Raw genomic sequence first — 14,973 nt, forward strand, 5'->3', positions numbered from 1 at the left:
TAAAGACGCGAAATGACATTAGGTTGTAATTCGTCCTGCAACACTAACGCATCTCTAAGCGGATTATTGCGATAAAGCGATCGCTAGATGCCATATTGATATACACGGAGACAAAAAAGTGCAAATTACTAAGCGCAATGTTGAGTTAAGAGTCGATGGCAGTTTAATGCGTGTTTATGTTGCGGCTCCTAAAGCAGCAGGAAAATACCCTGGTATTGTCTTCTACAGTGATATTTATCAGCTAGGCAATCCAATGATTCGTCTAGCGAACTACTTAGCAGGATATGGCTATGTAGTAGCAGCACCAGAAATTTTTCACCGAATTGAGCCAGTTGGTTTAGTAATAGAGCCAGACGATCTGGGAAGGATGCGGGGAAATGACGATGCCCGTCGAACCTCCGTAGCTGATTATGATGCCGATTGCCTTGCTGTGATTGAATTTCTAAAAACAGAGAGTGCAGTTTCTCCAAATCAAATAGGCACTTTAGGCTTTTGTATTGGTGGACATTTAGCATTCCGCGCAGCATTCCAAAGCGAAATTAGGGCTTGTGTTTGCTGTTACCCTACTGGGATTCCCAGTGGTAAACTGGGTAAAGAGGTAGCCGATACAATCCAGAGAGTAAGTGAAATCAAAGGCGAGATGCTAATGGTGTTTGGTACTCTTGACCCTCATATACCAGATAGCGATCGCCAAACCATAATAAAAGCAATTGAAAATGCTAACATACCTCACCAAGTTTTCTTGTATGAAGCAGAACATACATTCATGCGCGACGACGGTTATCGTTATGATTCTAGTGCTACCACCGCAGCTTGGTCTGAAATAGTAACTTTTTTGGGGCGCATATTTGCAAACTGAAAATTACTATCATTGCTTTCTTCACGTCAATTTTGAGTTGTCTGCAAAGCTAATAAACCAGCACCGTAAGCAGGCTCGTACCTCGGAAATATCACCTTTACATTAGGAAACTTCTTAACAAGAGACGCTGCAAATCTTTCATGGATCTTGCATCTACCGCGCCACACACTTCCCGTTGTGACTACCTCTAAAACTGAGTCAGCACTAAAAATTGCATCAATTACTGTAGATGTAGCTTTCACTAACTCTTTTACAGCATCATCAATTATAATATTCGCTACTATATCACCTGAAGCTGCTGCCAAATCTACAACTGGTGCTAAAGCCGCAATCTGTTTAACTCCCCATTCTCGCCGATATACTACTTCTATTAAATCTTCTATACTTTCCAAATCAAGATGCTGTTTGAAACCCTCTACCAAACTCGTTGATATTTCCCGTCCATCATAAGATTTTAATGCTGCGTTCATGCCTGCGATCGCAATTTTATAGGCGCTACCTTCATCTCCTAAAATATACCCCCAGCCGCCGACTCGCTTAGTATGTCCTTCATGATTTCGGCCGAAAATTATCGAACCAGTACCGACTGCAACCACAATTCCTACAGGCTGACCAATTCCACCAACTAAAGCAATTAAAGCATCATTACAAATTACAATATTCTCTGGTCGCAACGCCCAAATTACAGGCAGAGGTTTGTGATTTTGTAACTCTTCAACTAAACCTTTTACTACTTCAATATCTGCTGCACGACCTACACCCGCTAAACCCAGGCATATCGTGTCAATCTTCAGGATATTTGTAATTGTTGCTGCCTCAACAGCATTCTTAATTGCTGATTTGATAGATTCTAAAGTTGCTTCAATACTTATACTTTGATAATTAGATGGGCCTGCTTCACCACGACCTAGTACTTGATGCAAGTCATCCATTAATACACAAACAGTCTTGCTTCCGCCGCCATCTATTCCTAAAACATAACTCATGGGTTGTAATAAAATTACTGATTTTGACGCTTCGATTCTTCCTTTAAAGGAATAAAAAAGATAGCAATCATCCCAGGAATAGTAAACAAACAAACCAACAGAAAAAATAATGGATAGCCAAAAGATTTTTGGAGATAACCGCTAACTAATCCAGGTAGCATCATTCCTAAAGCCATAATGCCAGTCGATATGGCAAAATGAGAAGTTTTATATTCGCCTTGGGAAATATACATTAGATAAACACTAAAAGCCGTAAATCCAAAACCATAGCCAAATTGTTCTAATGAAACCAAAGGATATATTAATTTTAACGAAGGTTTAGCATAAGCCATATATACATAAAATATGTCAGGCAAGTTTAATGCTAAAGCCATAGGAAATAGACACTTTTTTAATCCGTATTTTGAAATTAGCAAGCCTCCTAAAACTCCTCCACAAATCAGGGATATTACCCCAAAAGTACCGTATACTAAACCGACATCTGACGTTGATAGCCCTAAGCCCCCTACTTCTGGTTTGTCCAATAAAAACAAAGAGGCTATCTTGACAAGCATCGCTTCGCCAAATCTGTAGAGCAAGATAAAGGCTAAAATACTGATAATTTTATCTTGAGCAAAATATGAGCAAATGATTGACCAAAATGGTATATTTTCTCTAACTTGTATTTGCCGTTGATTATCTGATTTCGGTAATGGTAAAAATAGGCGGTGGGAAATAAAGAGGATTGCTAAAATTAAAGCTGAGAACCCAATAGCAATAGTCCAACTTAAAGGAATGTTGTTGAGAGATACTTCAAGTTGACCTGCTAAGACTACTAATATTCCAGAACCGAAGATAACAGCCATTCTATAAGATAGTGAGCGAATGCCAACAAAGAAGGCTTGTTGTTCTGGAGATAAAGCGAGGAGGTAGAAACCATCTGTGGCAATGTCATAAGTTGCAGAAATAAATGCTCCTATTGTTAATGCTGCGAGGGAGATGAAAAAGAAATTTGGCAGTTGTAAGGAGAAGGCTATCAAACCCAAGCAGCAGAACATGGCAAATTGGGTATAAAGTATCCATTTACGTTTGCTAGAGTAAGTATCAACAATTGGGCCCCAAAACATTTTGATGACCCAAGGTAGATAGAGGAAGCTTGTCCAAAGGGCAATTTGGGCGTTATCGATTCCGAGTTTTTTGTAAAAGATTACGGAAACTGTGTTGATGATAATGTAAGGGATGCCGGAGGTGAAATATAGGGTGGGAATGAATGTCCAAGGGGAGGTTATTTGGTGTTTCATGGATTTTGAGAACGAACCGCAAAGGACGCAAAGGGCGCGAAGAAGATTAAGAAGAGAGTATGATGCGTTTGATGCCGTCTTTGAGGAGAGGGACGTTAAAGTTGATGAGAAGGGCTAGAGGATAATGAGTCATTTTAAGTTAGGAGAGGACTTGGGCTTCATGAATAGGGATTAAGTTTTGGACAGCTTTCAATTCAACAATTAGAGAGTCCCCAACCAAAAAATCTAATTTGCCCTCGCCGACTGGACGACCTTTGTAGTTTACTTTTACTGGATGCTCAAACTTGTGAGGTATCTCGCGCATTAGAAATTCTTCTCTCAGCGCCTTGTGATAAACCTCCTCTAAAAACCCTGCTCCTAATACCTGATGTACCTCAATCGCCGCCCCAATCACCCTATAAGCTAGATTTTCTACCTGATCACTTGGTTGCCTCATCTTACCTTCCTCCTCTTCCTTTGTGTACTTTGCGCCCTTTGCGGTTCGTTTCCATCAATCCCTCCCCAACCCTATGGCAAAATTTATAAAAGTCCTTCCTTAGTTTGCCCAGCATGACCGCAACCATTCCCAATCTCCCCAGTCTCTACGACCCCTTTTCCACGGAAGCCAAGTGGCAAAAATTCTGGGAAGACAACCAAGTTTACAAAGCTGACCCCAACAAAGGCGGCGAACCCTACTGCATCGTCATTCCCCCGCCGAATGTCACTGGCAGCTTACACATGGGTCACGCCTTTGAAAGTGCGTTGATTGATACCCTCGTGCGCTACCACCGGATGCAGGGACGCAATACCCTATGGCTACCCGGAACTGACCACGCCAGTATCGCTGTGCATAGTATGCTAGAAAAGCAACTCAAAACAGAGGGCAAGACTCGCTACGAATTGGGGCGCGAAAAATTCCTAGAACGCGCTTGGCAATGGAAGGCGGAGTCTGAGGGAACGATTCTTAATCAGCTACGACGCTTGGGTGTCTCGGTGGACTGGTCACGGGAAAGGTTTACCCTGGACGAGGGTTTATCTAAAGCTGTTGTCGAGGCGTTTACTCGTCTCTACGAGGAAGGCTTAATTTATCGTGGTGAATATTTAGTTAACTGGTGTCCAGCTTCTCAGTCGGCTGTGTCTGATGTGGAAGTAGAAAATCAAGAGGTGAATGGAAATCTCTGGCACTTCCGCTATCCACTTACCGATGGTTCCGGTTTTGTAGAGGTAGCGACAACTCGACCAGAAACGATGCTGGGTGATACAGCAGTAGCGGTTAATCCCAATGACGATCGCTACAAACATCTCATCGGCAAAACTTTAACTTTGCCAATTCTACAACGAGAAATTCCCATTATTGGCGATGAATTTGTTGACCCCACTTTCGGCACGGGTTGCGTGAAGGTGACTCCCGCCCATGACCCGAACGATTTTGACATGGGTAAGCGTCACAATCTGCCGTTAATCAACATTATGAACAAAGACGGCACTCTCAACGCCAATGCTGGGGAGTTTCAAGGACAAGACCGTTTTGTTGCTAGAAAAAATGTGGTTTCTCGCTTAGAAGCAGATGGCTTTTTGGTGAAGATTGAAGATTATAAACATACCGTTCCCTACAGCGATCGCGGTAAAGTACCTATTGAACCTCTCCTCTCAACTCAGTGGTTCGTCAAAATTCGCCCCCTAGCTGACAACACTCTCGAATTCCTCGACCAGCAGACTTCTCCAGAGTTTGTCCCCCAACGCTGGACAAAGGTCTATCGTGATTGGCTAGTAAAGCTCAAAGATTGGTGTATCTCTCGCCAATTATGGTGGGGACACCAAATTCCGGCTTGGTATGCTATCAGTGAAACGGATGGGCAAATTACTGATAACACGCCCTTTGTGGTAGCAAAATCGGAAACTGAAGCTTGGGAAAAAGCTAAATCGCAATTTGGCGAAAATGTCAAGTTAGAACAAGACCCAGATGTGCTAGATACTTGGTTTTCTTCTGGACTTTGGCCATTTTCGACTTTAGGCTGGCCGGAACAAACTCAGGATTTAACGACTTACTACCCGACTACCACTTTGGTAACAGGCTTTGACATCATCTTTTTCTGGGTAGCCAGAATGACAATGATGGCTGGGCATTTTACGCAGCAAATGCCTTTCCAAACGGTTTACATCCACGGCTTAGTGCTGGATGAAAAAGGTCAGAAGATGTCAAAGACCAAAGGTAATGGCATTGATCCACTGTTATTAATTGACAAATATGGTACTGATGCCTTGCGGTATACCCTAATTAGGGAAGTAGCTGGTGCGGGTCAAGATATCCGCTTAGAATACGATCGCAAAAAGGATGAATCAGCATCTGTAGAGGCATCGCGCAACTTTGCAAATAAGTTGTGGAATGCTGCCCGATTTGTGATGATGAATTTGGATGGACAAACGCCGCAACAATTGGGGAATCCAGTAGCCACCGAATTGAGCGATCGCTGGATTATCTCGCGGTATCATCAAGTTATCAAACAAACCAGCAATTACATCGATAATTACGGTTTAGGAGAAGCAGCAAAAGGACTCTATGAGTTTATTTGGGGTGATTTCTGCGATCAATATATTGAACTAGCGAAATCCAGATTGCAAGCAGATGCCGATCCAGCATCGCGGCGGGTAGCACAGCAAACCCTCGGCTACATACTAGAAGGAATTTTAAAACTGCTTCATCCATTAATGCCTCATATTACCGAAGAAATTTGGCAAACTCTCACCCAACAACCAGCAGATTCACCGCAAACTTTACCGTTACAAACATATCCCCAGGTAGATGCAAATTTAATTAATTCAGCCTTAGAAGAACAATTTGAATTACTGATTGCTACTATCCGCACAATTCGGAATCTGCGCGCAGAAGCGGATATTAAGCCAGGGGTAAAAGTGACAGCGAATTTGCAAACTGAAAGTGAAAAGGAGCGGGAAATTCTCACTGCTGGACAGTCTTATATTAAAGATTTGGCGAAGGTTGAGACTTTAACCATTACTGACAAAGAAAAAAGCCAAACTGTTGCTGCTAAGAAACCTCAGAGGGGTTTGAAGATAATTGGCTTAATTCTTGTGGCCATTGTCTTTGGTAGGTTGGGTTTAGCTGCGGGAAATGCCATTGATGACATTCCCATTGTCGGAACTTTCTTTGAACTAGTTGGTTTTGGTTACACAGCGTGGTTTGCTAGCCAAAATTTACTCACTGCTCAAGCAAGACTTAGGTTATGGAGCCGATTTTTCCCGCAGAGAGAATTAGAACAACCACAAGAACCAGAAAATGCTATCGCAGGTGTAATTGGTACAATACAAGTGCTAATTCCTCTTAATGGGGTAGTGGATATTGAAGCTGTGCGTGCCAAACTAGAGAAAAGCCTAAGTAAAGCTGAAGCCGAAGTTCAATCTCTGAGTACCAGATTAAACAATCCTAGTTTCGTAGATAGAGCTAGGGCTGACGTGGTACAGGGAGCGCGGGATGCCTTAGCAGAAGCACAAAAGCAAGCTGAAATTTTGCGCGATCGCCTAAAGGCATTGTCTTAGGTATCGCTTGCATGATTTAGGATAACTGTAATGGGTAACGAGAGTGTCAATAATTCTCGATTACCCATTACCAATTAACAAGATTCAAATATCAATTCTGGAACTTATTATTTTATTAAATTTTTTTGAATTTTGAGAGAAGTCGGAGCATCAGCTTTCGGCGTAAACCCTTTTGCCGCTTGTCACAGGCATCTCAACTTAGGTGATTTTGAATTGGAGCGAAGCAACTCTTATGCTATATCTAGCCCAGGTGCGTAAAAACGATTTTTTAGACCAGCACCAGTTACGCTTATTGGCGCGTCAAGAAGCTGATAACTTGTGGGCGATAATTCCAGAAGAGGCTTTCATTCTGCTAGGAAAGGGAAAGAACATGAGTGAGAACTTGCTTGTTTTAGTAGAACTTTCCTCAACAGGCGACATTGAAAGAATAGAAGACGCTACCAACTGGGTACTCCATTTGGTACAAAACTACCTCACTATCGGCATTACCCCAGAGTTTTTGCAGCACGAAGCCGAGCGAGCAGAACATTGGCGACAATCCTTAACGTTGCAAAACCAAGATTTAGCGCGGCGTTCCTTGGAATTGGAAGCTCGTCGCGAACAAATTCAAGCCTTAGAAGAAAGCCTCAAACGCGAGAAAAACGGTTATCCCCAACAGGAAAGTTAAAAGCAATGCTTTTGAGAGCCGCATGGCGGCTGGTGACAACTTGGCTACTTTTCCCAAAATCAGGGTTTTAGGTACTTTGACGCTCGATAAATAAAAATTTTTACTTATATGGCGTAGGTGAATAAAGTGCAACATCATACATAATTACTATCGGTATGCTGTATTCTTAACTTCACCGATAAATTGCTTTTCGAATAAATGCTTAATTTTATTTCCTATTTGCTTTTGGCTCAAGCAGCACCTTCTCCAGCATCTGAACCCCAGGAAATCTTCATTCCCCAACAAACAAGACCTTTACCTGGGCATCTTGATGCAATACCAGTATTTAACAGTAATAACCCAGAAGTAGTTCAGAGTGAAGGTATTCTGCTGTCTACATTTCCTCCTCAAGGCAAAAAAGTGCCAAGCGCACACCTGAACTTTCTATGGAAGGGACGCTTTGATTTGTTTTCTCATCATATTGCTAGAGCCATTGAGACTCCAAATGATTTGCGGACTCTTTATTTGGGGGTGATTGTTTACAATCCAAGCGATCGCCCTGCAACTATAAATATTTTGCAAGCAGCCAGTTATGTTAGTCAACCTGATGCACCTTTTCTCAAACTTCCCCCCATAAAGTCAAATAATTCGGGAAACATTTATGCTGGCCCTGGCGATCGCGTCATGAATGATGTGCTAAGAGGAAAACGGCAGTCAGGATGGCCACCCCAGTTGGTAATTCCACCAAAACAAAGCCGAATGTTAATGAATCATCCAATCCCGGTGCGTCCTTTAAAACCGCCATTAAATGGACGTTCTACTTTGTTGCGTTTGTACAGTGATAGTCCAGTTTATATGGCGAACCTAGCTATGTTTGCCAAACCCAATCCAGATGCTACTGAACGAGCGCCCACTTTAAAAGAATGGGAAAACTTGTTAGAAAATGGTGATTTTGCAGGGCCGCGTGAACCTGCCCCTAGTCCTCCAAATAATCTTACAGCGACAGCAGAAATTTACGGTCGGGTAGCGGCGGTAGCTGTCGGCTCTCGTTGGCAAGCACAAGTTACCGACTCCAATAGTTCATACCTGACAATTCCCGCTTCAGGAAAAGCTTTTTCATACGGTTTAAGTACCCTTTTAGCAGGCCAAATGGGTACTGGACAAAACCAAACTGCCAAACTCGCAGTGCGTTATCCTGGTACTGCTTACGAAGCTCACGGCAATTACGGTATTGAATATAACATTTCGCTACCATTAATCAACAATACCGCCAAACCACAAACTGTAAATGTGCTTTTTCAAACACCTATTAAAGAAGACGACTTAAGTAAACCTGGGCTTCGCTTTTTTTCACCACCCCAACCATCCGTCTTTTTTCGTGGCACAGTTCGTATTCGCTACAATGACGATAATGGCTTACCCAGAACCCAATATTGGCATTTAGTTCAACAACGGGGACAGATGGGAGAACCGCTTGCTCAATTAAAAATGTCTCCAGGCCAGCTGCGAATGGTAAAAGTAGATTTTCTCTACCCACCAGATGCTACGCCCCCTCAAATGCTGACAATTCAAACTGTAGACCAAAAATAAAAAAGCCAGATTGAGGAAATTCAGAACTTCACTGCTATTGATGATCCTTATGAATACCACTCCGTCCTGAATTCGAATGCCAAACTAAGGGACTTCCAAATGAATTATGAGTTAAAGAAATTTTTTAACTAATTCGGCGGAATTCCCCATCCCTCTACAGGGCGGGGATGGATAGCCGGGTGACGACGAAAGCCTACGGCATGGCAACGCTATGAGCGAGTCCGTGAGCGTCGAAGTCACCAATTAGTTTGTTACTTTACCACAATATATATTTGTGATAAATTAAAAACATCAAGAGGTAATTTTGAGTGTTACACAAAGTTGTGCAAGTCCGTCTATATCCTTCACTTGAGCAGCAAATACAACTGGCTCAAACTTTTGGGTGTGCTAGATGGTGGTGGAATTATGCTCTAAATAAATCTATTGAGACTTATAAGGAGACAGGTAAGGGACTTAGCCGTGTAGCACTCAACGCATTTCTTCCTACACTCAAAAAGGCAGAAGAGACTGTGTGGTTAGCTAATTGTTATAGCCAAGTTTTACAGGCTACGACACTGAATCTAACTACAGCCTACAAAAACTTTTTTGAGAAACGTGCTGGATTTCCTAAATTCAAATCTAAGCGTGCTTTACAGTCTATCCAGTATCCTCAAAATTTCAAGATTGTAGATGGCAATGTCAAACTTCCTGGCAATATCGGGATAGTCAAAGCCAAAATACACAGAGCGATTGAGGGGAAAGTCAAAACTGTTACTGTAAGCAAAACGCCTTCTGGCAAATACCTTGCATCTATCCTGACTGAGATTGAAGGAGAAAATCCAGTTATTTCAGAAGGTAAGATATATGGGATTGATCTAGGTTTGAAACACTTTGCTGTTGTCACTGACGGCGAAAAGGTTTCCAAATACGATAATCCCAAGCACCTTGCCAAACATGAGTTTAACCTCAAACGTAAGCAGAAAAAATTAGCACGTAAACAGAAAGGAAGTAAGTCAAGAAATAAATATAGAAAAGTTGTTGCCAAGGTGTACGAGCGAGTTAGTAATTCGCGTCAGGATTTTCTACATAAACTTAGCTATAAGTTGGTCAGCGATAGCCAAGCTGTCATAGTAGAAAACCTTCATGTCAAAGGCATGATTCGTAATCACAAATTGGCAAAAGCAATATCTGATCTTGGTTGGGGAACATTCACTAACTTCTTAGCGTACAAACTGGAGCGAAAAGGCGGGAAGTTGATTGAGATTGATAGGTGGTTCCCTAGCTCAAAACTCTGCTCCAATTGTTTCTATCAAATAGGTGAAATGTTGTTGGATATCCGAGAATGGAATTGTCCTAACTGTGGCACTCATCATGACCGGGACGCGAACGCCGCGCAGAACATAAGAGCAGAGGGCATCAGAATGCTTGGATTGAACGCAGCCGAAATGATAAAGGCGGAAGGTTCAGCCGTCTCTGCTGTAGGAGGGGAAGTAAGTCCTGCTCTTGGGCGAAAGTCTAAGTTTAGGCACTCCCCTATGATTACAGAAGCCCCAACTTCAACCGTACTCGGTAAGTTGGGGTAGTTCACCTCATAAATCTTACTACGATGCCAATAATTGCCGAATCAATCTAGCTACAGCTTTTTGCGTGAAGCGGTTGGCAATTTGTTGACCTAAACGTTGTACATCTGAATTTACCAATAACTGAGAAATTTGAGTCGCAAGTTGCAGTGGGTCAAAGCCTCGTGTTTCTCGGAGAATACCTAATATATGTTTGATATGCTCTAAGGTTTGTTGTTGCTCAACTGTCGCTGCTGGAGTTTCATTAACTGCTGTCAATCCAACTCGTTCCCGTAAGAGGGAGGTGAAGTTATGCAAAACGTTTTTACTTAAAGCATCGAGTCCATTAACAGATTCATCTACTAGCTTGTCAAGGATGAAAGCACCACGTTCAGATGACAGAAATTCTATCCCCTGATTCAGCACTAAATTAAAGTCGTAATCTTGACTGTTACGTGCATTTTTTAACAAGTTTTCTAAGCGGTTCCACCGGAATTTGCCATCTTTAAATAGCAAATCTTGCAATGATGCTCTTAATTGCGGTGCTTGGTCTGTTAACAGGCGTTTAGAAACGTAGGGATAAGCTTCGCTGAGGACTTTAAAGGTGGGATCTATAAATATTGCAATCCCTTCGAGAGTAACAAGGGAACGAATAATTAAGGCGTAGTAGGGCGGTACGCGGAAAGGATACTCATACATCAAAGCCGATAGTTCATCGGTGATGCTTTTAATGTTAAGGTCGGCAACGCTGGCTCCTTGGGCATCAGCAAAGACTCTGGCAAAAGCTGGGATAATTGGTGTTAAATCGGTTTCTGGTGATAAGAAGTCTAATTTAACGTAGTCTTTTGCTAATCCTTCAAAGTCGCGGTTGACGACGTGGACGATCGCTTCAATTAAACCATAACGCTGTGGTGGCTTAATTTCGCTCATCATTCCGAAGTCGAGATAAGCCAATTTGCCATCTGGTGTTGCTAATAAATTACCAGGGTGGGGATCGGCGTGGAAAAATCCATGTTCTAGCAACTGGCGCAAGGAACACTGGACACCCACTTCAATGAGATAACGAGCATCTATGCCTTGGGCGCTAATTTCTTCTGTCTGGGTTAATTTAATACCGTTAATCCATTCCATCGTCAAAACGCGACGATTGGTATATTCCCAGTAAATTTTCGGTACGTAGATATCTTTTATATGACCGTATAACTCGAAAAATCTTTCGGCATTTTCACCCTCATGAATATAGTCCATCTCTTCAAAGATGCGATCGCCTAATTCATCGAGAATCCCAACTAAATCACTTCTTACCCGTTTGAATGTTTTCTGCACCCAAGCGGCGATGTTACGCAAGATATACAAGTCAATGGTGATCCGCTCTCTTAAGTCGGGGCGTTGGACTTTTACGGCAACTTCTTCACCAGTTTTTAGCTTACCTTTATATACTTGTCCCAAGGAAGCCGCAGCAATTGGCTGGGCCGAGAGTTCGGCGTAAACCTCTTCTGGAGTTGCGCCTAGTTCTTCTTTGATAAACTGGTAAGCAAGTTCGTTGGGAAAAGGTGGTAATTGGTCTTGTAGCTTAGTTAATTCTTCTAGAAATACGGTAGGAACTAGATCCGGTCTAGTGGACAAAGCTTGGCCAATTTTGATGTAAGCAGGCCCCAGTTTGGTCAGCAATACTCGTAACTGAGTGGCTCGGCGGCGGTCATTTTTGACGACAATTCCCCGTTTACTATCCGACCACAACCCAAAAGCAAAGGATAGAGCCGGCCCCAACACTGCGAAAATCCGCCGGACAACTTGTAGGGGTCTGTTTTGGTAATGCGCCGCTATGACCACAGGATCATAAAGAATCTCAGGTTGGTCTGTTGTCCTGATCTTTTGGGCTGCTAAGAGTCTTGGCGAACGCACAACTAAGCTCGGTGTACCATTCTCTTCTGGCACTATATCTATAACGTCCAGTTCACCTCGGCTATCTGTGCCGTTGCGACTGTCCTCCTGAATCGGTCGGGAACTAGGGGGAAGTGTCTTAACAATCATGAAAAAGGCCACCAGTCAGAACGATCACATTAAAAATTGTAACAATATCTTTACGAATTGGGAATTGGGGATTGGGAATTGGGAATGGAAAATGGGGAATTGGGGAGAATAACATTACTTCTTTCCCCTCTGCTCCCTGCTTGTTCCCCATTACTCAAAGGTTTGCTACACTTAAACGGCCATACTAGTTCAATAGTATTAGGTATTGCTAGTTAGCTGGAAAATCATACTTATTGTCCTGTAAATTAGAAGTATCCGGCATCTGCCCTTATGGAGAATTTGGCTTGATGTTGCTTTGCCTGCGAATTGAAAACTTTGCCTTAATTGACCAACTGGAATTGGAATTTGGCGCGGGACTAAATGTGCTGACAGGTGAAACCGGCGCTGGGAAATCGATTATTTTGGATGCCATTGATGCCGCTTTAGGCGGTAAAGTCTCTAGTCGAGTCATTCGCACAGGGACAAGTCGAGCGATGGTAGAAGCGACTTTCACCTCAAACGCCCCCCTAGCGGCTTGGTTGACTGAACAAGAAATAGATTTGCTTGATGAAAATTCCGTAGTTATTAGCCGAGAAATCACAGCCACTGCTACTAATATCCGCAGTCGATCGCGGGTGAATGGTGTGTTAGTAAATCGGCAGATTATGGGAGGAATGCGCGATCGCTTGGTAGAAATCACAGCCCAAGGTCAAACTGTACAAGTGGGACAATCTGCCCAAGTCCGCGACTGGTTAGATTTATATGGCGGCGACTCTTTAATGCAGCAGCGTCATAAAGTTGCTACGAGTTTTAATACTTACCAACAGGCGCATTTAGCGCTAGAAAAACGCCGGACATCAGAACGGGAACGGTTGCAACAACTAGATTTGCTCACTTATCAAGTGCAAGAATTGGGAGCAGCCAATCTTAGCGAACCTAATGAATTGGAACAGTTGGGACAAGAACGGGAACGCCTGAATCATGTCGTAGATTTGCAACAGATGAGTTACAAGGTTTATCAGGCTTTGTATCAAAACGATCATGAAACCCCAGCCGCAGGAGATTTACTGGGAGATAGTGAGGCGATATTAAATGACATGGTGGAGTACGATACCCAGCTGCAACACCTGTTGGAATTGGTGAGGGACGCGCAAGCTGCGGTAATGGAAGTGGGAAGACAAATTAATGCTTATGGGGATGGTTTGGAAGCCGATCCGCAGCGATTGGAAGAGGTGGAAGAACGGATTCAGGAATTAAAGCAAATTTGCCGTAAGTATGGGCCAACACTTACTGAAGCGATCGCTTATTACCAACGTATCCAAGGGGAATTAGCCCAGCTTAACGACAGCGAACAATCTATTGAAAATCTAGAACAGCAAGAAAAAGCGTGTTTTGAAAAACTCACCCAAGCAACTAATCAGTTAACTCAATTGCGGAGTAAGGCGGCTGCTAATTTAGAGTCACGTTTGATAGCTGAACTCAAGCCTTTAGCGATGGAAAAGGTAAAGTTTCTAGTTGAGTTAGCGCCTGCTTTCCCCACTGTTATGGGAGCAGATAAAATAACCTTTACATTTAGTTCTAACCCTGGAGAACCACTGCAACCTTTAACGGAAGTTGCCTCTGGCGGGGAAATGAGCCGCTTTTTACTAGCGCTGAAAGCTTGTTTTTCTCAGGTTGATGTGGCTGGGACAATGGTTTTTGATGAAATTGATGTCGGGGTTTCGGGAAGAGTCGCCCAAGCGATCGCGGAAAAATTACACCAGCTAAGTCAACGCAACCAAGTATTGTGTGTTACCCACCAGCCTTTAGTTGCGGCAATGGCCGATCGCCATTTCCGCGTCGATAAGCAAACTATCAATCAAGGCAAAGGTAAAAAAGCTAACAATGAAAATTCCGAGCAGCGTACTGTTGTCAGAGTTACTACCTTGGATAATTTAACCACTCGCCGGGAAGAATTAGCACAGTTAGCTGGTGGTAAATCTGCAAGTGATGCGATCGCATTTGCCGAATCTTTGTTATTGCAAGCTGCTAACCATCGTCAAAAAATTAAAAATTAAATAGGATTTACGCAAGAGTTACGGAATAACATAGACCCAGAAGCGCAGAGGACACTGAGAAACCAGAGTTTGAGAGATATTTTACATAAGTCCTATCAGAGGCTGTTTTAAAAGTCCTCTTATCGGTAATAAAACGTTCTAGATCCCCCTAAATCCCCCTTAAAAAGGGAGACTTTGATTCCGATTTTCCCTTTTTTTAAGGGGGGTTAGGGGGGATCAATAAGTACCTAAAATCGCAGCCAACCACTTTTCAAACATCCTCTTAAAGATAAATCTACAATCCAAAGACTTTGGTGCGTTACGGACTCCCTCCTAATGCACTCTACTGGCGTGTCCAGGCTAAAACAGTGCATTAAACGTAGGTTGGGTGAAGCGGAGCGCAACCCAACATATATCCCACATTCCGCAGGTCAGTTAAGAAAGAAGATAATATTTTCGACAAGGAGCACCAAAAAATTGGAGAATCCATT

At 42.9% G+C, this 14,973-nt stretch carries 9 protein-coding genes and 1 pseudogene; 6 read left to right on the plus strand and 4 right to left on the minus strand.

Going from position 1 to position 14,973, the window contains the following annotated elements; all coding sequences use genetic code 11:
• Positions 1-118 precede the first annotated feature (118 nt).
• Positions 119-859 (plus strand): dienelactone hydrolase family protein, encoded by a 741-nt coding sequence (locus GNF10_RS15350; protein WP_185582270.1) that lies wholly within the window; start codon positions 119-121, stop codon positions 857-859.
• A gap of 26 nt (positions 860-885) precedes the next feature.
• Here GNF10_RS15350 and GNF10_RS15355 read toward each other — a convergent pair whose 3' ends face one another.
• From GNF10_RS15355 to GNF10_RS15365, 3 genes and pseudogenes are all read right to left on the minus strand, one after another.
• Positions 886-1,845, minus strand: coding sequence for an N-acetylglucosamine kinase (locus GNF10_RS15355; RefSeq protein ID WP_185582269.1), 960 nt, complete (start codon positions 1,843-1,845; stop codon positions 886-888).
• A 14-nt stretch (positions 1,846-1,859) separates the two neighbouring features.
• On the minus strand, positions 1,860-3,125 hold the full coding sequence (locus tag GNF10_RS15360) for an MFS transporter (RefSeq protein WP_185582268.1): 1,266 nt from the start codon (positions 3,123-3,125) through the stop codon (positions 1,860-1,862).
• Between the two features lie 46 nt (positions 3,126-3,171).
• Positions 3,172-3,561, minus strand: a pseudogene (locus GNF10_RS15365) (GxxExxY protein).
• A gap of 113 nt (positions 3,562-3,674) precedes the next feature.
• Between GNF10_RS15365 and GNF10_RS15370 the strand changes: the two are divergent.
• From GNF10_RS15370 to GNF10_RS15385, 4 genes are all read left to right on the plus strand, one after another.
• Complete coding sequence (locus GNF10_RS15370; protein WP_185582267.1) at positions 3,675-6,659, plus strand: valine--tRNA ligase; 2,985 nt, start codon at positions 3,675-3,677, stop codon at positions 6,657-6,659.
• A 232-nt stretch (positions 6,660-6,891) separates the two neighbouring features.
• Entirely contained in the window at positions 6,892-7,326 is a 435-nt protein-coding gene (locus GNF10_RS15375; RefSeq protein WP_012410997.1) for a hypothetical protein, read from the plus strand.
• Between the two features lie 198 nt (positions 7,327-7,524).
• Positions 7,525-8,895, plus strand: coding sequence for a DUF3370 domain-containing protein (locus GNF10_RS15380; RefSeq protein WP_185582266.1), 1,371 nt, complete (start codon positions 7,525-7,527; stop codon positions 8,893-8,895).
• Between the two features lie 308 nt (positions 8,896-9,203).
• Entirely contained in the window at positions 9,204-10,457 is a 1,254-nt protein-coding gene (locus tag GNF10_RS15385) for an RNA-guided endonuclease TnpB family protein (protein WP_185582265.1), read from the plus strand.
• An 18-nt stretch (positions 10,458-10,475) separates the two neighbouring features.
• Here the strand turns inward: GNF10_RS15385 and GNF10_RS15390 are convergent, their stop codons facing one another.
• On the minus strand, positions 10,476-12,467 hold the full coding sequence (locus GNF10_RS15390) for an AarF/ABC1/UbiB kinase family protein (protein WP_185582264.1): 1,992 nt from the start codon (positions 12,465-12,467) through the stop codon (positions 10,476-10,478).
• A 287-nt stretch (positions 12,468-12,754) separates the two neighbouring features.
• Here GNF10_RS15390 and recN point away from each other — a divergent pair, with 287 nt between their 5' ends.
• Entirely contained in the window at positions 12,755-14,503 is a 1,749-nt protein-coding gene (recN, locus tag GNF10_RS15395; RefSeq protein ID WP_185582271.1) for a DNA repair protein RecN, read from the plus strand.
• Positions 14,504-14,973: the final 470 nt, after the last annotated feature.

It is taken from the genome of Nostoc sp. UCD121 (assembly GCF_014222285.1).
GTDB lineage: Bacteria > Cyanobacteriota > Cyanobacteriia > Cyanobacteriales > Nostocaceae > Nostoc.

Coding starts and splice junctions, on each gene's coding strand:
- recN (WP_185582271.1), top strand. CDS start 12,755: ATGTTGCTTTGCCTGCGAATTGAAAACTTTGCCTTAATTGACCAACTG.
- GNF10_RS15375 (WP_012410997.1), top strand. CDS start 6,892: ATGCTATATCTAGCCCAGGTGCGTAAAAACGATTTTTTAGACCAGCAC.
- GNF10_RS15370 (WP_185582267.1), top strand. CDS start 3,675: ATGACCGCAACCATTCCCAATCTCCCCAGTCTCTACGACCCCTTTTCC.
- GNF10_RS15380 (WP_185582266.1), top strand. CDS start 7,525: ATGCTTAATTTTATTTCCTATTTGCTTTTGGCTCAAGCAGCACCTTCT.
- GNF10_RS15360 (WP_185582268.1), bottom strand. CDS start 3,125: ATGAAACACCAAATAACCTCCCCTTGGACATTCATTCCCACCCTATAT.
- GNF10_RS15390 (WP_185582264.1), bottom strand. CDS start 12,467: ATGATTGTTAAGACACTTCCCCCTAGTTCCCGACCGATTCAGGAGGAC.
- GNF10_RS15355 (WP_185582269.1), bottom strand. CDS start 1,845: ATGAGTTATGTTTTAGGAATAGATGGCGGCGGAAGCAAGACTGTTTGT.